14 protein-coding genes and 1 pseudogene are annotated in these 21,951 nt (G+C 54.3%); 7 read left to right on the forward strand and 8 right to left on the reverse strand.

The genetic code is table 11. The features are described from left to right. The first annotated feature begins 166 nt into the window (after positions 1 to 166). Positions 167 to 328 (forward strand): hypothetical protein, encoded by a 162-nt coding sequence (locus H6G13_RS12595; RefSeq protein WP_190483572.1) that lies wholly within the window; start codon positions 167 to 169, stop codon positions 326 to 328. A gap of 73 nt (positions 329 to 401) precedes the next feature. On the opposite strand, the gene glgP is transcribed toward H6G13_RS12595, so the two are convergent. From glgP to H6G13_RS12620, 5 genes are all read right to left on the reverse strand, one after another. After that, positions 402 to 3,044, reverse strand: coding sequence for an alpha-glucan family phosphorylase (gene glgP, locus H6G13_RS12600; RefSeq protein WP_190483573.1), 2,643 nt, complete (start codon positions 3,042 to 3,044; stop codon positions 402 to 404). Positions 3,045 to 3,167: 123 nt separating this feature from the next. After that, complete coding sequence (locus H6G13_RS12605; protein ID WP_190483574.1) at positions 3,168 to 4,472, reverse strand: glycosyltransferase family 4 protein; 1,305 nt, start codon at positions 4,470 to 4,472, stop codon at positions 3,168 to 3,170. A 648-nt stretch (positions 4,473 to 5,120) separates the two neighbouring features. Next, positions 5,121 to 5,774 (reverse strand): DUF3318 domain-containing protein, encoded by a 654-nt coding sequence (locus H6G13_RS12610; protein WP_190483575.1) that lies wholly within the window; start codon positions 5,772 to 5,774, stop codon positions 5,121 to 5,123. 217 nt (positions 5,775 to 5,991) lie between these two features. Further along, positions 5,992 to 6,999 carry a tRNA dihydrouridine synthase DusB gene (dusB, locus tag H6G13_RS12615; RefSeq protein ID WP_190483576.1) on the reverse strand — a complete coding sequence of 336 codons (1,008 nt, stop codon included), beginning with the start codon at positions 6,997 to 6,999 and terminating at the stop codon, positions 5,992 to 5,994. A 62-nt stretch (positions 7,000 to 7,061) separates the two neighbouring features. Then, positions 7,062 to 8,546, reverse strand: coding sequence for an adenylate/guanylate cyclase domain-containing protein (locus tag H6G13_RS12620; protein WP_190483577.1), 1,485 nt, complete (start codon positions 8,544 to 8,546; stop codon positions 7,062 to 7,064). A gap of 416 nt (positions 8,547 to 8,962) precedes the next feature. Between H6G13_RS12620 and recJ the strand changes: the two genes are divergently transcribed. After that, entirely contained in the window at positions 8,963 to 11,404 is a 2,442-nt protein-coding gene (recJ, locus tag H6G13_RS12625) for a single-stranded-DNA-specific exonuclease RecJ (protein WP_242028296.1), read from the forward strand. Between the two features lie 8 nt (positions 11,405 to 11,412). Here recJ and H6G13_RS12630 read toward each other — a convergent pair whose 3' ends face one another. Continuing rightward, a complete protein-coding gene (locus H6G13_RS12630) occupies positions 11,413 to 12,063 on the reverse strand; it encodes a YdcF family protein (protein ID WP_190483584.1) in 651 nt (216 codons plus the stop codon). Between the two features lie 377 nt (positions 12,064 to 12,440). Between H6G13_RS12630 and H6G13_RS12635 the strand changes: the two genes are divergently transcribed. Next, positions 12,441 to 13,784, forward strand: a complete 1,344-nt coding sequence (locus tag H6G13_RS12635; RefSeq protein ID WP_190483578.1) for a S41 family peptidase — start codon at positions 12,441 to 12,443, stop codon at positions 13,782 to 13,784. Here H6G13_RS12635 and ribBA read toward each other — a convergent pair. Next, a complete protein-coding gene (gene ribBA / locus H6G13_RS12640) occupies positions 13,781 to 15,490 on the reverse strand; it encodes a bifunctional 3,4-dihydroxy-2-butanone-4-phosphate synthase/GTP cyclohydrolase II (protein WP_347277472.1) in 1,710 nt (569 codons plus the stop codon). The two genes, H6G13_RS12635 and ribBA, sit on opposite strands and share 4 nt — an antisense overlap. Positions 15,491 to 15,735: 245 nt before the next feature. On the opposite strand from ribBA, the gene argC reads away from it, so the two are divergent. After that, entirely contained in the window at positions 15,736 to 16,800 is a 1,065-nt protein-coding gene (gene argC / locus H6G13_RS12645) for an N-acetyl-gamma-glutamyl-phosphate reductase (RefSeq protein WP_190483579.1), read from the forward strand. A 91-nt stretch (positions 16,801 to 16,891) separates the two neighbouring features. Here the strand turns inward: argC and ilvN are convergent, their stop codons facing one another. Next, positions 16,892 to 17,413, reverse strand: coding sequence for an acetolactate synthase small subunit (ilvN, locus tag H6G13_RS12650; RefSeq protein WP_190483586.1), 522 nt, complete (start codon positions 17,411 to 17,413; stop codon positions 16,892 to 16,894). 371 nt (positions 17,414 to 17,784) lie between these two features. Between ilvN and H6G13_RS12655 the strand changes: the two genes are divergently transcribed. From H6G13_RS12655 to H6G13_RS12665, 3 genes and pseudogenes are all read left to right on the forward strand, one after another. Continuing rightward, entirely contained in the window at positions 17,785 to 20,778 is a 2,994-nt protein-coding gene (locus H6G13_RS12655; protein WP_190483580.1) for a HEAT repeat domain-containing protein, read from the forward strand. A 135-nt stretch (positions 20,779 to 20,913) separates the two neighbouring features. Beyond that, entirely contained in the window at positions 20,914 to 21,498 is a 585-nt protein-coding gene (locus tag H6G13_RS12660; protein ID WP_190483581.1) for a Crp/Fnr family transcriptional regulator, read from the forward strand. 142 nt (positions 21,499 to 21,640) lie between these two features. After that, positions 21,641 to 21,951: pseudogene (locus tag H6G13_RS12665) on the forward strand (photosystem II q(b) protein); the annotation flags it as partial.

The raw sequence follows: 21,951 nt of genomic DNA on the forward strand, positions 1-21,951 counted from the left end.
CCCTAAAAAATGTTCTTATCCTGGCCTGAAAACGTGAAGTTTTAACTAATAAGCGTTTTCACTGATAGCTTTTCTCAGACATTGGAACATCCTTCTTCTATTAAGCCCCTAAAGTTCAGCTCAGTCGCTGTTATTCTTCCCCTCAACCTGATTTAGGAGCCTTATCATGCGTATTTACTTTCCTCCAATTCTCAATAAATTCTTTTCCACCCTGATCCTGCTGCTTTCAGTAGGGTTGGTCTTCCTGGTCGCCACCAAAGCCCTGGAGGTTTGGAGCAGCGATCCTGCCCTCAAAAAACTCCCCGAAATCATGCAGAAGTCCAATTAAAAAACTCCTGCCTACTGGAATTTAGTAGGCAGGAGTTTAAGGACAGTTTACAGCCCCATTTAGATACCACTAGCTACAGTAAAGCTGCCGTCTCTGACGCCATTTGGGTGCGGCTAAAACTCTCATCAGCCGTAATTTTCACACTTTCAGGCTGAGCCCAGAGAATTAGTTTCATGTCGTAGGAGCTGTTGAGATATTGGTGCTGCGGCAAAATCCGTAGGGATAGGCCCTGCAGCCCACTGGTAGTGTAAGTAACTTCAACGGTGTATAGACGCTTGCCCTGGGGATCTTGACCCCGATAGGTCATAGGAGTGGCGATACCGCTATGAATTTCGCCGTCCACGCTGACTACACCTTGATACAGCTCCACCTGAACATCGTCGGGGGTTAAGGCACCCAAATGCAGCCGGGCTTCTACCTGAAAGCTCTGATTCACCTTTAAATCAGTCGCTTCTGAGATAGCAATTTCCTCGATCCGCATGTCGTACCAGTGCTCAAAAATGTGTGTTTGCCAATGGGCTAGTTCCCGAGCTGGTTTAAAGTCTTGCAAGCCAAAAGTGGCGCAGCGATCGCTAGCCGCAAAGTAGCCCTGCTCAGCATAGTCTTGCACCATGCGGGCAGTATTAAAGAGCGGCGTATTGAGTCGAATGGCGTCTTTCATCTTAGCCACCCAGCCCCGAGGAATCTCGTCTTTGTCGCGGTTGTAAAATAGGGGCACAACGGCTTTCTCTAGCAGTTCATAGAGGGCATTGGCCTCTACGTCATCCTGATAGTCTGGCTCGTCATAATCTTCCCCCGATCCAATTGGCCAGCCAGTGCGTACATAGTCGGCCTCATCCCACCAACCATCGAGCACGCTTAAGTTAGGTAAACCGTTCATCGCTGCCTTCATACCGCTAGTGCCAGACGCCTCGCGGGGCCGACGCGGGTTGTTGAGCCAGACATCACAGCCTGCTACCATTGCCCGCGACAGGTGAATGTCGTAGTTGGGCACAAAAACAATCGATCGGCTCAGCCCTTCATCCCGGGTGAAGTGAATGATGTTACGGATCAGCTCTTTACCGGGAATGTCTTTAGGGTGAGCTTTTCCAGCAATAACAAACTGCACTCGGCGATTGTGGCCATCTCCTTGAATGATTTGACGAATGCGCTCTACATCTCGCAAAAACAGAGTGGCTCGCTTATAGGTAGCAAATCGACGGGCAAAACCGATAGTCAGCACAAAGGGATCGAGCACTTCCTGAGCATCTACCACCTCATGGGACGAGGCCCCACGCTCTACCATGCTCTTGGTCAACCGTTCCCGCACATAAACCACGAGCTGAGATCGGCAGAGTTCGTGGTTGCGCCACAGCTCTTCGTCTGGAATGGTATAGACCCGATTCCAAACGGCATCGGTGGGGCCAGCCTGAGACCACTTGGGTCCTAAATAGCGGTCGTAGAGTTCCTGGGTTGACTTGGCGACACAGCTGCGAGCATGAACCCCATTGGTAATGGCGCGAATCGGCACTTCATTTAGCGGCAGGTCTGCCCAAAGCCCCACAAACATCTGGCGGGAGACCTCAGCATGTAGCTTGCTAACGCCGTTGACAAAAGTCGCCATTTTGATAGCCAGCACGGCCATACTGAAAGGGGCTGAAAAGTCTCCTGTGTTTTCCCGCCCTAGAGCCAAAAACTCTTCATCAGCCAAGCCAAACCGCTTAGCATAGTGCCCCAAGTAGTAAAGCACTTTGTCAGGCGGGAAGAGGTCAATGCCTGCAGGCACAGGCGTATGGGTAGTAAAAAGCTGTCCGGCCTGAGCGACCTGTTTGGCCTCAGCAAAGGTCAATCCGTTTTCGTCCATCAGCATTGAGATCCGCTCTAGCGCCAGAAAGGCAGAGTGGCCCTCGTTCATGTGGTGGGCAGTGGGCATCAGGCCCAAGGCCCTAAGCATACGAACTCCACCGATGCCCAGCATGATCTCCTGGTGGATTCGCATGTCAATGTCACCGCCGTAGAGGCGATCGCAAATATCCTGGTCGTACTGCGTGTTGGGTTCAATGTTGGTGTCGAGGAGATACAGCGGCACCGTGCCTATCTGAACCCGCCAGACCCGCGCATAAACCACGCGCCCAGGGTACCCTACAGCAATTCGCAGCTCTTCTCCTTGGGCATCTCGCTCGAGGTGCAGCGGCATGTTGTAGAAGTCGTTGATGGGGTAGCGTTCTTGCTGCCAGCCGTCGGCATTGAAGTACTGGGCAAAGTACCCCTCCTGATAAAGCAGCCCCACAGCCACCAGGGGCAGACCTAAATCGCTGGCTGACTTCAGGTGATCTCCCGCCAGCACCCCCAGCCCTCCAGAGTAGACGGGCATACAAGAGGTCAGCCCAAACTCCATCGAAAAGTAGGCGTAGCATTCACCTGAAACGATGTTAGAGCGATGCTTCTTAAACCAGGTTCGGTTCTGTAGATAGTCCTCAAGCCGTTGAGCCGCTCGATTCATCTGGGCTAAAAACCCTTCATCTTCTGCAACTTCCTGCAGTCGGGTTTGACTAATGGTGCCCAGCATCAAAACCGGATTGTAGCGGCTAGACGCCCACAGGTCAGAGTCCAGACGTCGAAACAGGTCAGTCGCGTCAGTATCCCAATCCCAGTGCAGGTTATAGGCCAGCTTCCGCAGAGGCTCCAGCTGGGCTGGCAAAGAGGGCGTCACATTAAAGGTGCGAATAGGGCGCATAAATCTCGCCAATGATGCTGTCATGTAGGGACATTTTGCCGCCCATTCATCAAATTGTCAGTGGTTTTAACACTCTCTTCCCAGGTCAAATTTTAAGGGCAGCAGACTCTGGCAAGAGACCCCTTAGACTTTGCCCTTCTCCAAACCTGGGGCAAACCGGCGTAAAGACTCACCCGCCTTCAGGCTGTCTACCCCTGTGAGCGGATCCGTTAAAGCTCGCATAAGACGCTCGTAGCGATCTACAGCCTGCTCGAAGGAATAGTTTTCGAGGGCGTATTGCCGCCCCTGCTGACCCAAATGATCGACTTTGGAGCGATCGCTGTAAAGCTCCAGCACACCGTTAACAAGAGCTGTGGGGTTTTCGGGCTCGACGACAATGCCCCCTCCGCTGCGTAAAACAGCTTTAGCTGCAGTACCGTCGCTAGGGACTGAAGCAATGATGGGCCGCCCACTCGCCAACAGCAGCTGGGTCTTAGAGGGCATGTTAAAGCCCACCACATTGCGCTTTTGCATAATTAGTCCCACATCAGCAGCTGCCAGCATGTCCGGCAGTTCAGAACGAGGAGCAAAAGGTAGGAGTAACAGGTTATTGACCTCCAATTCCTGGCGAAGCTGGTCGAGTTCGCACAGCTGGTTCTGCTCTCCGACAATCACAAAAACAATATCTGGGTAGGCAGACAGTGCCTTGGCAGCCCGAATTGCGGTTTTAAGACCCTGAGTGCGGGCAATGTTGCCGGTGTAAAGCACGACAAACTTATCCTGCAGCTGGTGCCGCTGGCGAAATTGGCTGGTGGCCTGGGGCAGCGGGCAAATGAAGTTAACGTCTACCCAGTTGGGAATGCAGACCATCTTCTCAGCTGGCACCCCTTTACTCTGCAGATTGTCCCAAAAGCCTTCGGCGATTACGCTAATCCTATCTGCACTGCGATAGGCAAATCTCTCCAGCGCTTCAAAGCAGCGGATAGCCACAGGATTGGTCAGTAGCCCGGTGTGAATCGCGGCTTCGGGCAAGATGTCTTGCAGATTGAGAATGCTAGGACAGCGGTACCAGGCCTTGAGCAGCGCTACCGGCAAACAGGCTGGTAGGGAGGGGCTCGTTGCCAAAATTACGTCTGGTCGCCAGCCCCGCAGCGCCTGCACAAAGCTCAGGGTAATAAAGCTCCCCTCTAACATTAGGCGAGCCACTAGACCTGGCTGCGGACGAATGGCCACAAAACAGCGCTGAATCAAGACTCCATTGCGCGTCTCAGTGCAGTATAGGCGGCCCCGGTAATCGGGGTAGACAGTCCGCTCTGGGTAGTTGGGCATAGCCGTTACCACACGAACTTCATGCCCTCGATTGACTAACCCTTCAGCCAGTTCAGTAATTAATGGCGCAATGCCAATGGGCTCAGGGTAGTAGTTGTAGGAGTAGATTAAGATGCGCATGAACAATCGCTCGAACGGTAGATTGCAGGAACGCTCGATGCAACGGTTACGGCCGAACAGGTATCTAGAATAAAAGATAGGCTGTTTTCAGAAGATTGTTAACTGTTAATACCCAATTCAACCTATTTATAGGCATGGGGTGTAGCCTCTCTTGATTTGAGAATCTATTAAGGATCAAGAATCTAGAGCTATTAAATTAAGTCACTTGGTTTAAGATACCAGCCAGCCTCAAGCAGCCGTAACAGAAGCTATCTAGATAGAGTACCCAAAACTCACTTAATTGCCATACTTTAATTAGCACACCATCCATAGGTTTTCCATATCACAGGTGCATTAATTGGCGTCACAACTCAGGCGCATGCCCAGCTACAGCTAGGATTTGGCGTTCTTAGACTAGCTTTTACAGATCTCACAGGAGCTTAACATGAGCTTGCAGTGGCTCAAAAGAGCCGTTTAACCATCCCCCCAACCCACAACAGCCGCTGCACCTAAGACCTTCATGAGCAGGCAAGAGGCAGCAGCATGGGGAATAGTAAACCAAAACCCCACCTGTTCTGACTTGCTGAGTCAAAATAGGTGGGGCAGAAATCTGGTAGTACAGCGGTCAAGGTGGCCGTCGGCAAGCTGCTCAAGCAACAGGCAGCGTGATTAATAGGCAGAACGCATATCGCTGCGCTCAGTCCGGGCCTTTTCTTTGGCCCTAGAAGCACTCTTTTTCAGGGCCTCTAGACGCTTGATGTAGCGATCGCGCTGTCGCTTTTTGGGAGTCTGCTCAATCAGGGTCTTGAGCGCGCTACCGAGGCTCTTGTAAGCATTGGGCAAGGTATAGCCGAAGCGGGTTGCGATCGCAATTGCCCGTTCATCCGCCTCAATTGATTCTTCCAAAGTCTTTTGATTGTTGTTGCGCCGATACAGCCGCCACCCGGAGAAGCCACACAGCGACAGAGCCAACATCAGCAACAGCCCATCTTGCACCCAGAGCTCACCGACTGCACCCCCCAGACCAATGGCAAGTGCCGCCATTTCCCAACCATCCCGGGGAATCGTGTCATTCTGAATGCGTCCCACCTGATGCCAGAACAGCAGGTTTCGCTGATCTAACGCCAGCTGCTCCCACTTAATCAAATCCACCTGGACCTCGATCTGGTCTTTACCCAGTTCTTCACAGGTGATTAGAGGCGGCGAAATATCAGTAGCTGCCTCAACCGTCACCCAACTTTGCAGTTCAGGCGGCAACAGGCTTCTCAACCGGCGCAATTCACCTATATCAGCTCGAGCGGTGGAAGTGGCGTACGAGGTCATGGACTCTGGTGGTATGAGTACTTAACCCAGATAGCAATAAATTCCCAGGATATGAGAACCCATCCAGGTATCAACTTATATTATCCTAAACCTCCAAGCTGGATGTGCCGCCCCTCTGCAGGACGGTTATCCGAACGCTGGGTTTGGAATACAGGGGTCAAATGTCAAGGGGCAGCGGGTAGAAGGTGTTTTTATTGCTTCTGCCCGCTGCTTTCTTCTAAACCACCTGCAGTAATGCCTCATCCAGCAGCCGATAACCTTCCTCCACCGACTCAATTCGGCACAGGTGCTGGCGCAGTTGGGCAGCCCCAGCAAACCCAGTCACGTACCAGCTCATGTGCTTGCGGGCCTGGTAGATACCCCGCTGGCCTTTGTATTGCCAGAGCAGCTGCAAATGGTCGCGGGCGCACTGCAGCCGCTCAGCTAGGGACGGAACAGGACGGCGTTGCCCGGTTTTGAGGAAATGATCGATTTCTCCGACCAAAAAAGGATAGCCCAGCGTGCCTCTTGAGCACATCACGCCGTCAGCCCCGGTCTCCTCCAAACAGCGCACGGCTGACTCAACTGACACAATGTCGCCGTTGGCAATAACCGGAATTGACAGAGCGGCTTTGACTTGGGTAATCCACTCCCAGCGGGCAGGCCCGTGATAGCCCTGGGCTCGAGTTCGGCCGTGGAGGGTCAGCATTTGGGCTCCGGCGGCCTCCATTCGCTGCGCAAAGGCCACTGCATTGATCTCTGCATCGTCCCAACCAATGCGGGTTTTGATCGTAACCGGCACCGCCACAGCTTGAGCAACCGCGCGCACAAGGGCCTCTGCCGTTTCAGGATCGCGCAGCAGGGAAGAGCCGCCGCCTTTGCGGGTGACCTTATTCACCGGACAGCCCATATTGATATCGATGGTCAAGGTTCCCTCGTCCACAGCTTTGCGGGCTGCTTCTGCCATGAAGTCAGGGCGGCAGTCAAATAGCTGAATGCTGATGGGTTGCTCCTCCGCTCCCACCGCCATGATCAGCTCCAGCTCCTGGGCATGGCACAGCCCGGCGGCCTGAACCATTTCAGTGTAGAGCATTGAAACCGGGGCATAGCGGCGCACTAGCTGGCGAAAGGCGCGATCGCTTACCCCCGACAGGGGCGACTGTAGCACCCGGCTCTGTAGCTGAACCGGCCCAACTTCAAGCGGCACACTCAGGCGCTGCTGCAACTCTGACGAAAGCACAACCATCTTTCCGCTCCCATGCTGTTTAGCTACAGCCGTTTTTCACTGCAGCGTTCAACTGTGGCCAATTAATTGCGGCCAATCAGCCAGTAGGTCGTCATCTGGCCCCGACCTTTAACCGCTACAAAGCCGCGCTTCTCCAATAAAAATTCGTCCTTCAGGCACTCGTAGAGGCCGGGAGTGACCTGAATGCGTTGGGGTTCGCCAGTTGCCTCCATCCGGCTGGCGATGTTGACGGTATCGCCCCACAGATCATAGGCAAACTTGCGGCGGCCAATCACACCGGCCACTACTGGCCCTGTATTGATGCCGATCCGCAGCTGAAAGGGTTTACCATCGGGCCGTTGGAAATGCTGAATTGCATCTCGCATATCCAAGGCCATGCGGGCGATCGCCATCGTGTGGTCAGGCCGAACCGTAGGTAGCCCGCCTGCCACCATGTAGGCATCTCCCAGAGTTTTGATTTTTTCAAGGGAATGGGAAACCGCCAGCTGATCAAAGATCGAGAAAATCTCATTCAGCAGCTTCACCAGTGCGCGGGGCGTCATCTCGCTGGAGGCCGCTGTGAAGTCTACCAGATCGGCAAAGAGCACGCTTACCTGGTCAAAGCTTTCAGCAATCGTGCGGGTGCCGACCTTTAGCCGCTGGGCAATTTGGTAAGGCAGAATGTTGATTAGCAGTCGGTCGGCCTGCTGCCGCTGCTGTCGCAGCTCCGTTTCCATCTGACGACGTTCGCTGATGTCGTGAACAATGCCTTCGTAGTAGAGGAACCGGCCCCCCTCATCACAAACGGCCCAAATGTCCTCACTAATCCAGAAGGGGCTGCCGTCTTTGCGGTAGACTTCTGACTCGGCATCCTGGATTTTGGAGTAGCGCTTGAGGTATGCAGTCAATTCATCTCGCCGCTGAGGCTGGGCGTAGATTTGGCCGTCGATGTTTGTCACGATCGCCATCATTTCTTCCGGCGAGTCATAGCCGTACATGCGCGCTAGGGCAGGGTTAACGCTGATGTAGGTACCGTTGCCAGTGGTTTTGAAAATGCCCGCAGTGGAGTTTTCAAAAATGCTGCGGTACTTGGTTTCTGCAGCCCGTAGCGCCTGCTCGGCTTGTTTGCGATCGCGCACTTCCTCCAGCAACAGCGCATTCTGCTGGCTCAGCTGCCGACGCTGACGGTAGAGATTCACCTGGTTACGCACCCGCGCCAGCACCTCTTGAGGCTGAAATGGCTTGGTCACATAATCTGCGGCCCCCGCCTCAAAAGCTTTGACCTTATCTAAAGAATCCCCCAGGGAACTCAGGAAAATAACAGGAACTTCTCGAACGCGCGGCTGCTCCTTGAGGCGTCGGCAAACTTCATAGCCATCAGTATCGGGCAGTAAAATGTCCAGCAGAATCAGGTCAGGCAAAACATCAGCAACAGCAGCAGACACTTCCTCTCCATTCTGAAGTTCGCGCACCAGAAATCCATGATGGGTCAAAAGGCGCGCTAATGGCCCTCGGCTGATCGCATCATCATCCACAATGAGCAGGTTGGTTTGAAAAGCCTCGTCCACGGGTGGCGACTCTTGCTGGTTCCTGGCAATGATATCGTTAGCTGCTTAAGGAGCTGTTCAAGGGCAACGGGAAAGGGCTGCTCAGCTTGCTCCCTATTTCCCACTGCGTGCAGTTTAGTCTTTAATTATCCTGCAGAGTCTCAGCCATTAAAAATTAAATTATAGTTCTGCACTAACAAGCAGCGAATAGTTAGAGGCCCCTGTCCAAAATTATCGGTTTTGGTAGAGAGTTACGCTATTAATCCCTACTAATTATCCCTGTTGGTCTTTCAATCATCCCTATTAATTTTTGATTTTTTGCTGCACTCGCCCAACCGCCAACCAGACCAAGGCAAAGCGAGCTCAGCTGCCCTCTCTGGTGACCCAAGCTTGTGACCGTGACTTGTTGCTAGGATCAAGTCACCCCAAGATAATAAATGGGTACTATGCCAAAGCCGACCCCCCAATGGCAGCTGCCGTCAGACTCTTCCCAGCCGCCTGCAGACTGGATCAATATCATTCGCCAAGCCTGTCCTGCTGCCGCGTCTCTGCCTCTACACTATGCAGCGCAGTTGCTATGGCAGCGCCAAGTGCAGCAGCCAGCTCAGCTAAAAGGCTTTCTTCGGCCCGATGCCTATTGTCCTACCAGTCCGTTTGCCTTTGGAGAGGAAATGACTTGGGCAGTGGAGCGGCTAAAGCAGACAGTACACCCAACCACCCCACCAGCTTCCCTAGAAAAAGTAGCTATTTGGGGTGATTTTGATGCCGATGGCGTCACCGCCACCGCCGTCTTATGGGAAGGGCTGAAGCCGCTGCTGCCCCCTGATAGCCGCCTGCGCTACTACATTCCCAACCGATTCACAGAGTCCCATGGGCTATCAACAGCAGGGTTAGAGCAGCTAGCTGAGTGGGGCTGTCAGCTGCTGATTACTTGCGATACAGGCAGTACCAGCCTAGTCGAGATCGACTACGCCCACCAGCTAGGCATGGAAGTAATTATTACTGATCACCATACCCTACCAGCCCAGCGCCCCCCGGTGGTGGCCCTAATCAATCCTCGCACTCTGCCCTTGGGCCATCCCCTGCAGACCCTGTCGGGTGTTGCGGTCGCCTACAAACTGATCGAAGCTCTGTACGAGTCCCTGCCGGTACCATCCACTGCTCCCTTAGAAGATCTCCTAGATCTGGTAGCAATCGGCCTAGTTGCCGACTTAGTCGAGCTAACCGGAGACTGCCGCTATTTGGCCCAGCGGGGACTAGAGCAGCTGCAAAGCCACCTGCAAACATCGTCCCCCCGGCGTCCGGGAGTAGCTGAGCTACTGGCTCTCTGCAAACGCACGGGCGACCGTCCAACAGATATTTCCTTTGGTATTGGGCCTCGAATCAACGCCATCAGCCGGATTCACGGCGACGCTCGCTTCTGCGTTGAGCTGCTAACCAGCCAAGACCCCGAGCACTGTCGTACCCTAGCCCTGGAGGCAGAGCTGGCCAATACCCGCCGCAAAGCTCTGCAGCGAGACCTGTTGAATCAGGCCAGGGGAAAACTGGCTCAGCTCGATCTGGCGACTACGGAGGTCATTGTCCTGGCAGATGAACAGTGGCCCACCGGGATTTTAGGACTAGTGGCGGGTCAGATTGCCCAGGAGTATGGTCGTCCAACCCTTCTACTCAGCCTTGACCCGCTTGCCTCTGAGCCTTCTAGCTCAAACTCAAACCGGATGGCGCGGGGATCGGCCCGTTCCATACCAGGTCTGGATCTCTACGACCTATTTAAAACTCAGGCACACCTGCTCAAAAACTATGGCGGCCACCCCCTAGCGGCTGGACTGAGTCTGCCTGCCGAAAACCTAGCCCTATTTACCGCTGCCCTAAACCGGGAGGTCCGGGAGTTTAAGGGAGAGCAGCCGGGGGCAGGGGGACCGGTGCTGGCAATTGATTTAACTGTCACCGTAGCTGACTTGGGCCAAGAGCTATTTCGGGCACTCAAGCTGTTGGAACCTTACGGCATGGGCAACCCTGTACCCCGGCTATTGATTTCGGATTGCTGGGTTACAGGGGCCTGGCACCGCCGCATTAAAGACCAGCGGGGTGGGCAGGTGGCTTTTATCAGAACCGAGTTTAAGCTCTGGGATGATACGGTTCAGGTTGGCTTCCCTGCGGAGTGGTGGGACCATTATGCTGAGGACCTGCCTCAGGGCCGCTGTGATGTCGTGGTGGAGCTGGATTTTAATACGTTTCAAAAGCAATACCGGGCGCGGCTGGTTGCCGTTCGTGCTGCCCAGTCACAGTCTCGCGCTGCCCTTACCCAGTTTCAGGAACCAGTTCTAGATTGGCGGCAGGAACCAGCGGGAGAAGCCGTTGATGGCACCAGCTTCCCTCAGTCATTGGGGCAGCCCTCAGAGGCAATGCTCGCAGCACGGACATCAGATATGGCAAATGCTCTGGTCGTCACTCGGTGCCCCGCTGGGTGGGCTGAATGGGCTACCTGGGTAAAACAGGCAGAAACCGCCCAACAGCCTTTGGCTATTGCCTATCCCCCTCCCACTGAGCGCGCCCCTGAGGCAGTCTGGAAAGAACTGGTGGGACTGGCCAAGTATCTCAGCCGTACGGGCGCGACTGTGGCACTCGATCGTCTACAGGAGCGATTACAGCTATCGGCCCCAGCCCTAATGCTGGGATTCAAAAGCCTTGAATATCTGGGATTTCAGGTACAGATAGACAGCGCTGATCAAGTGCAGATCCAGTGGGAGGCAGCTGAATCGTCGTTATCCCCCGATGGCCCAGAGGTTAGAGCTTTTTTAGAGGCATTGCAGGAAGAGCAGTTTCGCCGCCGTTACTTCTACCAGGTGCCTGTTTCTACGCTAACGACTCGAGGCTGAGCCGGCTTCTAGTCCAGATCCGCCTGGTGTTCGCACTTAAACCCTTTCGCTTGCCAGGCCTCAAGATCGACCCCAGCCAGCGGGATCACCTCTGGGCAGCGGGGCCGGTAGACTTGGCTGACCACGACCCAAATTAGGCTACGGCCTAGATCAAGGGTGGTTTTGAGCCTATTTTCCTGGTTGCCAGGCCGGCCTGTTTCCGCCACAGCATCGACTTCAACCCAAATGCCGTGAGCCCCTAGCATGATCTGGCCGAGCCATTGGGCTCGGGGCAGGTGACTTTGGGATGTGACCAGACGTACGTGGTTGATACCCCACTGCTGCAAAATCGGCAGGCTAAAGCGGAAGTTGTCAAAAGTAGATTGGGCACACTTTTCTAGCCAGACGTCTTGAAGAGAGGTGCCCTGGCGCTGAAAAAGCTGCCGGATGCAGGGATCGGCTGATCCCTGGGAGATCAAGATAGGGATAGCTGGATCACCCAAGGCATTGACTGTGCGGCGCTGGGCTACCTGGATCTCTCGCTGCACGCTGCCGCCCAATACCAGGACTGCGTCGACGGGTTGACTTGCTGCCTGATGCAGGGTGCCTAATCTCAACATCAGCCCTAGGCTGAAGGCCAGCAGGCATCCTAGCAACAGCCATCGCTTGAGCTTGAGCATCACGGCACTAGCCTCTCTTAATGGCCCTAGCAACCTCAACCAGGTGGGTTTCAACTATAAAACTTTATACTTTTCCTCAGGATTGCTTTGAGAAGACTCCGGTAAAGTGAAACAGTTGAGTCAGTTTTAGCAGGGCTTCGGCCTGTAATCTTGCTCTAGTCCTTCGGGAACCACCTGTAGGGCGAGTTACGTCCAGCCTCCTATATTCAGCCAATTTCGTGTCCCTCATCCCTTTTGCAGTTCGGCTAGACTGGTTGAAATGGCTCTAGGTTTTGCCACCTCTGCAGCTGTCTTGATTCTCAGCCCCTCTTTTTAGGGGGTTGCTTTCCGTTGAGAAAGCATTTTGTTCGTCCATACGTTTTCTCAGGCTAGCGTAGATGAATCTCTCTATTCGCACGCTTCGATTTTCCCCAGCCAGTCTGATGAGGGGCGCGATCGCATCTTCTTTGCTGGCGATTCCCACTGCTCCCGCCTTCGCCACCTCTTCTGCCCAGCCCGTTTTTGAAGACAGCCCCAAGGCCGTGCTAGATGAAGCCTGGCAAATTATTGATCAGCACTACGTAGATGGCGACTTTAATCGCGTCGATTGGCAGGCGGTTCGTCAGAGCCTCTTAGGCCGAGAGTACACTAGCCGAGATGAGGCCTACTCAGCCCTGCGAACAACGCTAAGGCAGCTCAACGACCCCTACACTCGTTTTCTCAGCCCCAGAGAATACTCAGAACTAACCGAGCAAACCTCTGGAGAAGTCTCTGGCGTCGGGCTGCGGCTGCGGCGCGACACCCAGACCAGCAAGGTTTTTGTCACGGAAGTGGCGGAGGGATCGCCCGCTCAGCAGGCTGGGCTGCAGCCCGGAGATCAGCTGCTGCTGGTAGATAGCCAAACCACCGACCGCATTACCATCGAGGGAATTTCTCAGCGGCTGCGGGGAGAAGAGGGCACCCAGGTGACCTTGACCGTATCGCGCAACGGCACTGCTCCCCGTACAGTTATTTTGACTCGCACCCTACAGGAAATCCCAACCGTTGAACATGCTGTTAAACAGCAGGGCAACAGTCGCATCGGCTACATTCGCTTGGGCGAGTTCAACGCTCATGCTGCCGAGCAAATGGAGCGAGCGATTACCAACCTGACCCAGGAAAACGTTGAGGGATTTGTCCTCGATCTGCGGGGCAATCCTGGCGGATTGTATCAGGCCAGCATTACCATTAGCCGCATGTGGCTGCAGCGGGGAAGTATAGTTCAACTTATTGACCGGGAAGGCCACAGCGAATCGATTCGGGCTAACGGCACAGCGATCACTCAGCTCCCTCTCACGGTTTTAGTTGATGGCCGCTCTGCCAGCTCCAGCGAAATTCTAACTGGAGCGTTGCGTGACAATGGCCGAGCTACCGTGGTCGGCAGCACCACCTTTGGCAAGGCGTTGGTGCAGTCGCTGCACGGTCTTTCCGACGGCTCTGGACTGACGGTAACAGTGGCCCACTACTACACACCCAACGGCACTGATCTCAGCCGCAAAGGTATTGTCCCCGATATCGAGGTGGAGCTGTCTGACCGCCAGCGGCAGGAACTGTTTAATAATCCTGTCCTACTAGGAACCGATGCCGACATCCAATACCTCCAGGCGGCCCAGGTGCTAGAGCAAACCATTCTCAGTCTTAGACAGCCTGGGACAGTTCCGGGGATCAACACTCCTAGTCAGCTAGGTAGGGTTGAGTTTTAATCCGTCAGGACATGGCTGGAGAACACATAGATGCGCTGGCTTTCTAGGCTGTCGCGTAGATCCGACGGGCGCACAGTCTTCTCAGTCAGCGGCAGCTCTCGGTGAAAGATCTGTCTGTTTAGGCCAACCTGCAGACTGGTGAAGGGATCGCCGCCGGGGGAAACCAAAAACTCTAGCTGACTGACGTCGGGCCAGCCCACTAGGGCGTCGAGGAAGGCTGCGATCGCATCTATCCGAGCAGAGTCTTTCTGATACCAGTCTCCAGCCACCCCATTGGGCTGATCGAGCCCCAAGTGAAAAATTAAATGGGCCTGGTTAAACAGCGCCACCGCCACCGATCGGGCCTCCTCCTGCACCAGCAGGTCGTGCTCACGGGCCAGTTCTCTTAGCTTTTCCAGGTGCTCATAGCGAGCCGCTAGTGAGAGGGGCCCCTGCTGCCACTGAATTGCGATTGTGGTCAGGTAAGTCTGCAGCAGCAAATGACCTAGCTTTTTCGCCTTGGTAGCCAGGTAGTTAGAGTTGTAGGCCGTAGCCTCGATAATCAGCGGCACCCGATTAATCATCTCCAGCTCATATCCCTTGAGGCCCGCAATCTTACGCGGGTTGTTGGTAATCAGGCAAAACTGCTTGACCCCAATATCGTTGAGAATCTGAGCCCCAATGCCATAGTTGCGCTGATCAACGGGGAGCCCCAGCCTTTCATTGGCCTCGACAGTGTCTAGCCCCATATCCTGCAGCGAGTAGGCCTTGAGCTTGTTGACCAGCCCAATGCCCCGGCCCTCCTGTCGCAAATACACCACCACGCCGCGACCAACACTGTTGATCATCTTCAGCGCCGCCTGCAGCTGCATACGGCAATCACACCGCAGCGAACCAAAAGCATCCCCCGTCAGACATTCAGAGTGAACCCGCACCATTACCGACTCATCTTGAAAGGTGGCCGGGTCACCCTGCACCAAGGCCACATGCTCAGAGCCATCCAGCAAATTGCGGTAGGCGTAGATTTTAAACACCCCAAACTGGGTGGGCAGATCGGCCACTGCCTCCCGCTGCACAAATCGCTCATGCTGCAGGCGATAGCTGATCAAATCCGCAATGCTGATCAGCTTTAGACCGTGGGTGCGCGCGTAGTCAACCAGATGCGGCAGCCGCGCCATTGACCCGTCCGGGTTTTGGATTTCGCAAATCACGCCTGACGGGTACAGTCCTGCTAGCCGCGCCAGATCTACCGCTGCTTCCGTATGGCCCGCCCGCTTCAACACCCCACCTTCTTTAGCCCGCAAGGGAAAGATATGGCCAGGCCGCCGCAAATCATGAGGGCGGGCCTTAGGATTGATGGCTACCTGAATCGTTTTGGCCCGATCGTCTGCCGAGATCCCGGTTGTTACCCCCCAAGACAACCCTGCATCAATGCTGACGGTAAAGGCAGTCTGCTCGTTTTCGTCTTCAAAGGCACTCTGGCTGACCATTAGCGGCAGCTCTAGCTCATCTAGACGCTCCCCTGTCATAGCCAAGCAGATCAGTCCGCGCGCTTCAACCGCCATGAAATTAATCATGTCTGGGGTGGCAAACTGAGCCGCGCAGATCACATCCCCTTCGTTCTCGCGATTTTCATCATCAACCACAACAATGGCGCGACCCGCAGCCAAATCGTGCAGGGCGTCTTCAATGGCGTCAAACTGAAAGTTAATGGAGTCTACCGACACGGACTGAGGAGTTGCCGCATCTAAGTTCCCTAAAGCCGAGTTGGACACAATCCTGATAAACCTTGTATATCAATGGTTGTCTATATAAGATTGTAGTCCCGACCGTTAAGGCAGTCATGAAATCTGCATTTCCTAAGAACTTTACAGGGCAATAGCAGGTTTAGTATTACAATGTCGCATCTAAGATCGTGAACTGCAGTCTTGCGGCCAAGCGATGGAGTCACGCCTTTTATTCGTCAAATCCTATGGGTGATTTAGCCTCCAATCCAATTTCTGTCGGCATTATTGGCGCATCTGGCTACGGTGGTGTGCAGCTAGCACGCTTACTGAGCGAGCACCCGGCTGCTGAGATCACCTACCTAGGGGGCGAGAGCAGCGCGGGCAAACGCTTCTCAGATATCTACCCGCACTTCGGTACGCAGGTTCCGCTGGCAATTGAAGCGATTGATTTAGAAGAAATCGCCAGTCGCTGTCAGGTCGTCTTTTTGTCTCTGCCTAACGGGCTGGCCTGCGAGATGGCCCCTACCCTGCTCGCTAAGGGGTGCCGGGTGCTGGATCTTTCGGCAGACTACCGCTTTACTGACCTGAGCGTTTATCAAGACTGGTATGGGGGCGAGCGGCAGGATCAGGAAGTGGCAGCAGAGGCTGTGTACGGTCTGCCAGAGCTGTATCGCGATCGCATCCAATCGGCCCGCCTGATCGGCTGCCCCGGCTGCTACCCTACCGCCAGCCTGCTAGGCATTGCGCCCCTTCTGAAGCAGGGCCTAGCCCAGCCGGAAACCCTAATTATTGATGCCAAGTCTGGCACCTCTGGCGGAGGAAGAGTTGCCAAGACCCCACTCTTGCTAGCAGAAGCCGACAACTCCTTGGCCGCCTACAGCGTGGCCCGCCATCGCCATACCCCTGAGATTGAGCAGATCTGCGGCCAGCTAGCCCGCCAGGAAGTGCTGGTGCAGTTCACCCCTCACCTGGTACCGATGGTGCGCGGCATCCTCTCCACCATTTACGCCACCATGCGCGATCCGGGCCTGGTAAGGGATGACCTAATTACGATCTATAACGCCTTCTACCGCTCGTCACCCTGGGTAACTGTCCTGCCCAACGGCACCTATCCCCAAACCAAGTGGGCCTGGGGAACTAACCGCTGCTACATCGGCATCGAGGTCGACTCGCGCACAGGTCGGGTCATCGTGATGTCAGCTATCGACAACTTAATGAAGGGGCAGGCAGCCCAAGCTGTACAGTGCTTCAACCTGATGATGGGCCTTGAAGAAACGGTGGGCTTACCGCAGCTGAGCTTCTATCCCTAGAGGTAGCCTAAGCAGGTTCTACGCTGTGGCCTGTTGCTAGAATAGAGTTCTCAGATCGAGCCGGGGCACCCGCTAGGTGCTCCCACCGCTTCTACTGCAGCTTGTTTTCCAAAGACTTGAGATATTCAGTATTCACGCCAGACTCGCGGGTCAAAGCAATCTTACCGGTGCGGGCAATCTCACGAATGCCAAAGCGGTTAAGCACCTGTACGATAGCAACCATCTTTCCCGGATCGCCCACTACCTCTAAAGTGAGGGAGTCTTCCGAGACATCGACAACACGGGCGCGAAAGATTTGGGCCAGTTCGATAATCTCAGAGCGGCTGGCACTGCTGGCATTGACCTTTAGCAGCATCAGCTCTCGCTCAACACAAGGCGTTTCGGTAATGTCTTGAACCTTAAGCACGTTGACCAGCTTGTAGAGTTGTTTGGTCAGCTGCTCAATTACCTGATCGTCACCGGGCACGACCATCGTAATCCGAGAAATTCCTAAGGTCTCAGCTGGGCCTACAGCCAAACTTTCGATGTTGAAGCCGCGACGGGCAAACAGTCCAGCGATCCGTGAGAGAACGCCTGCCTCATCCTCAACTAGCACAGACAGGGTATGTTTGATCGCGGGAGGAGAGAAAACAGTAGTAGCAGTAGACATGGCAATACGTCCTCAATAAAGCAGACCAGCCGGTGGGAAAGTCGCAGCGACCCCTGCCGCCAACATAACTAGAGCCTCAGCCGAGAAGACATCCATTTTATCCTGAATTTAAGGTAAATCAGGCCCTGGAGCGAGGTCTAGAAGCACGCTAGCTCCAGAAATAGGTGCCGAGTTTCAGCATTTCACAACATAATGTTCGGCATGGTCCAAGATCTAGGGGCCATGGCTGATTACAGCAGGCCGCCAAGAAGGCCGCATATGATGAGGATGCTGTCACCGAAAAAGTAGGTGGGGGTATCCTATAAGTCAACAGTTTTGCCCCAATCGCAAGCTAAATGAGGTCACAGGGAGCCGTTCAAACCAAACCACCCCTCATTCACCGTCTGCTGGAACTGATTAACCTGCGACCGGGGGAAGGGGAGCGAACTCTTTTGATGTTCGCGTTTTACACTGCATCCTCCATGGGAATTTTGTGGCTGGAGGTCAGTTCGGCAGCGCTTTTTCTGGGTGAGTATGGGGCGGCTAACCTGCCCTGGATTTACCTGTTCAGTGCTGCGGTGGGGTTTAGCCTCAACACGATTTACTCGTGGCTCCAGCGGTTGCTGCCCTTGCGCTGGGTCATTGTTCTAATTGCTCTGCTGATGGCTCTACCCATCTTGCTGTTTCGCTGGGGGTTAGCGGTTCCCTGGCTAGCTGCCGCTACTGTATTTGCGATGCGGCTGTGGATGGAAGCCATTTACAACCTGAATGATCTCAATGTTGCTGTTACCGCCAACCAGCTATTTAACATTCGAGAGATCAAGCGGGCTTATCCAATTATCAGCAGCGGCAATCTGGTCGCAGATGTGCTGAGCGGCTTCTCTGTCTACCTGCTCCTGAATCTGGTGGGTCTGGAAAATGTGCTGCTACTGGCTTTTCTGATCATGGTGGTGGGCTCGGTTATCCTGCTGTACCTGAGCCAAACCTACGAGCATGCCTTTCCAGATTCACCTAAGCGACAGGCTGAGGAAACAAGCTTCAACCAGGCTCAGAATCGACTGCAGGGATCTTTGAGGCAGTATGTCATCCTGCTGTTTGCTTTCTTTGTGCTGGCTCAGATGCTGATGTTCTCAATTGAGTTTCAGTTTCTCAACCAGCTAGAAATCAATCTAGATGACTATGAAATTGCCGGTTTTCTGGGCATCTTTACCGGCCTGCTGGGGCTGATTGAGCTAGTGACTCAGTGGTTTACCTCCAGCCGTTTGATCGAGCGCAAAGGGGTATTTACGGTCAGCCTGATCCTGCCTTCAGCCATCGTGGTCTTGGGGCTGATCAACCTGGTGCTGAGCAGCCCACTGTTCTTGGGAGCCAACTTTCTTTTTTTAGGGCTAGTTGCCCTCAAGTTCTTTGATGAGTGGCTGCGCTATACCCTAATGGTCAGCACTCGGCCTGTCTTATTTCAGCCGATTCCCGACCAGCTCCGCAGCAGCATGCAGTCCTTCATTGCCGGGATTGCCGAGCCTTTTTCGATGGGCTTTACGGGAATTACGATCCTCCTGACTATCGCTATTTGTCGGCGTTTAGGGTTTTATGAGGTTGCTTTTCAGTCGCGGGTCTTCTTGGTTGGGGTGATTGCCTCGGCCTTAGTCTGGTTTGGGGTGATTTATCTGCTGCGATCGCGCTACCTCAACCTGCTGGTGCTGGGAGCCGAGCGGGGTTTGCTCAGCTTCTCGGATGCCAACCTGCGAGTCCTTAAACGGGCCTTTATCGATCAGCTTGAGTCTCAAACCTCAGAGGCCAACAAGCGCTCCTGCATCGAACTGCTTTGCCACATTGATCAAAAGGGGGTAGGCGAAATTCTAGCCCCTCAGCTTGCCACGCTCTCTCCGGCGCTGCAGCGGCAAAGTTTGGAGGCCATGCTGGAATATCCCAACCCGGATTATCTAGAACCGGTGGAAACTTTGCTGAAGGCTTCCCGGCAGCCCGAAGTGCTAGCCTTGGCCCTGCGATATGTCTGGCTAGCCGAGGCCAATCCAGACATCAATGCGCTACGTCCCTATCTCAAACCGGATATTGATCCGGTGGTGCGCGGCACGGCTGCCTCAATGATGCTGCGGCGAGGCGATCGACAGGAGCGGGCCGAGGCCACAGAAACTCTGCGAAAAATGCTGACTCATGAGCAGGAGCGAGAGCGGGTGATGGCCTGCCGAGCCTTGGGCGAAGCGGAGTACATGCAGGCTTTGCGGATCTACATCCGCGACCTGCTGCAGGATGAGTCTTTGAGGGTGCGGCGGGCGCTGCTAGATGCGATCGCAGCCACCCAACTGGAAGAGTACTACCCCTCACTACTCAAAGCGCTGCAGTACAAATCTACCCGAGAGGCCGCCGTCAAAGCTCTGACCCGTCTGGGTAACGAGGCCCTGCCAATGCTGGAGCGAGTGGCCACCGACGGGTACAAGCCCGAAGCCCTGCGAAACCAGGCATGGCAAGTAATTGGTGACATCGGCACCCCAGAAGCACTCGACATTTTGATCAACAGCCTCATGACTTCTTGGGGCAATACCCGCCGCTGGATTTTGCGGATTTTGCTTAACCTGTTTCAGGAAACGGGGGTCAAACGGTCCAATTTTATTGATGCAGCCCTAGATCAGCTGGGCCGTAGCGGCATCGAAAACCTGATGAATACCGAGCTAGCCTTTATCGCGCAGATGCTGGCTGCCAAAATTGACCTCTCTGCAGAGCAGGTTTCAGGTCGCGAGGCCAACCTGCTGCGGGAAGCTCTAGACGATCTGCAGGATGACGCCATTGAGCGGTTTTTCATGTTACTGCGGTTTGTTTCGCCGCCTAGCGCCATTCAGGCAGCTCAGGTTAGCCTACAGGGCTCCTCCGCTAGTCGCGCCAGGGGGTTAGAGATTCTTGACAACAGCCTTGATATCTCCAGTAAGCGAGCTTTTCTAGGCATTTTAGATAAGCGATCGGATTGGGAAAAACTGAAATTCTTGGCAGCCCTGGCCCGCTATTCCCCCCAGGCTCCTAACGAGCGGCTCCGCAGTCTTTTAGATCTGCGTAACTTTCTCTCCGACTGGGCGCTGGCCTGCTGCTTTCACTTAGCGCGGCACAAGCGCTGGCGGCTCACTGCAGATCACACAGTTGCCTGCCTACAACACCCGACTGGATTTGTGCGAGAGGCCGTTTTGGCATACCTCAACATGGCTTCTCCCCGAGCCCTAAAAGCAGTTTTGCCGCTGATGAAGGAAGACCCCAACGCACTAGTAGCGGCCCAAGTACATCAGCTCCTAGCAGATCTACAGTTAGAGGAGGACTCCCCTACCCTGTCCTCTCCGGCTTAGCCACTTAGGCAGGTAAAGTCGTTTGCCCCAGACGCTACCCAAAACCAGAGTCTTGTAAGCTGAAACTGGCCAGCGTATGGCTCCGCTTAATCGATTTCGTACTCAACAGCCATCGGCTTGTTCGCCCCATTCCCTATGCTCACCAGTGTTGATCGGCTCCTCTTCATCCGCAGCGTTCCTATCTTCAAGGAACTGAGAGACGACTTTTTAGTACGTCTAGCTTCTGTTATGGATGAAATGACCTTTGCGTCAAATTACACGATCATTACAGAAGGGCATGAAGGGCGAGCCCTTTACATTGTGGTTTCTGGTCGGGTCAGAGTACATCTACGCAGCCAAGAACTAGCCCAGCTAGCTCAAAATGCGTGCTTTGGGGAAATGTCTGTCTTCGACGCCGAGCCCCGCTCTGCCTCAGTCACAACCCTAGAGCCCTGCAACTGCCTCGTCCTAACGCAGCAGCAGCTATACGATGCCATTGATGAGACCCCCGGTATTGCAGTCAATATAATTCGGCTGCTCTCTCGCCGCATCCGGGAACTTAATCGAGACCTGAACCAAAAGCAGCAAGAGCTTCAGGCGTTCCAGCGGATAGCACAGCCTTATCTACAGGAGGCTTCAGTACCTGCCGCTGAGACAAAGGTTAGTCAGACTCAGGAAAACGGCCAAGGTGAGTCAGCCCGCCCTCACGGATATTTCCCCTACGGCCAAATTCCCTATTAAGCCTTGACAGGCAAGGATTTCTGACAGGCAAAGATTGTTTGCACATCTGTAAATAAGTGTTAACATAATCTCAGGTAGGAAAACAGTTTGGTTTCCCGCCTATATATATCAACGTTTTTGTTGTTAACGCACTTATACAATCATGACGACTACTCTACAGCGGCGCGAAAGCGCCAACCTGTGGGAGCAGTTCTGCCAGTGGGTGACCAGCACCGACAACCGCCTCTACATTGGCTGGTTCGGCGTACTGATGATCCCCACTCTGCTAGCTGCAACCGCTTGCTTCGTAATCGCCTTCATCGCTGCTCCTCCTGTTGACATCGACGGTATCCGTGAGCCTGTTGCGGGTTCTCTGATGTACGGCAACAACATCATCTCTGGTGCTGTTGTGCCTTCTTCCAACGCCATCGGCCTGCACTTCTACCCCATCTGGGAAGCAGCTTCTGTCGATGA

The sequence above is a fragment of the Pseudanabaena sp. FACHB-2040 genome (assembly GCF_014696715.1).
Lineage (GTDB): Bacteria > Cyanobacteriota > Cyanobacteriia > Phormidesmidales > Phormidesmidaceae > JACVSF01.

Coding starts and splice junctions, on each gene's coding strand:
- H6G13_RS12605 (WP_190483574.1), bottom strand. CDS start 4,472: ATGCGCATCTTAATCTACTCCTACAACTACTACCCTGAGCCCATTGGC.
- H6G13_RS12660 (WP_190483581.1), top strand. CDS start 20,914: ATGCTCACCAGTGTTGATCGGCTCCTCTTCATCCGCAGCGTTCCTATC.
- recJ (WP_242028296.1), top strand. CDS start 8,963: ATGGGTACTATGCCAAAGCCGACCCCCCAATGGCAGCTGCCGTCAGAC.
- argC (WP_190483579.1), top strand. CDS start 15,736: ATGGGTGATTTAGCCTCCAATCCAATTTCTGTCGGCATTATTGGCGCA.
- H6G13_RS12655 (WP_190483580.1), top strand. CDS start 17,785: ATGAGGTCACAGGGAGCCGTTCAAACCAAACCACCCCTCATTCACCGT.
- dusB (WP_190483576.1), bottom strand. CDS start 6,999: ATGGTTGTGCTTTCGTCAGAGTTGCAGCAGCGCCTGAGTGTGCCGCTT.
- glgP (WP_190483573.1), bottom strand. CDS start 3,044: ATGCGCCCTATTCGCACCTTTAATGTGACGCCCTCTTTGCCAGCCCAG.
- H6G13_RS12635 (WP_190483578.1), top strand. CDS start 12,441: ATGAATCTCTCTATTCGCACGCTTCGATTTTCCCCAGCCAGTCTGATG.
- H6G13_RS12610 (WP_190483575.1), bottom strand. CDS start 5,774: ATGACCTCGTACGCCACTTCCACCGCTCGAGCTGATATAGGTGAATTG.
- H6G13_RS12630 (WP_190483584.1), bottom strand. CDS start 12,063: ATGCTCAAGCTCAAGCGATGGCTGTTGCTAGGATGCCTGCTGGCCTTC.
- H6G13_RS12595 (WP_190483572.1), top strand. CDS start 167: ATGCGTATTTACTTTCCTCCAATTCTCAATAAATTCTTTTCCACCCTG.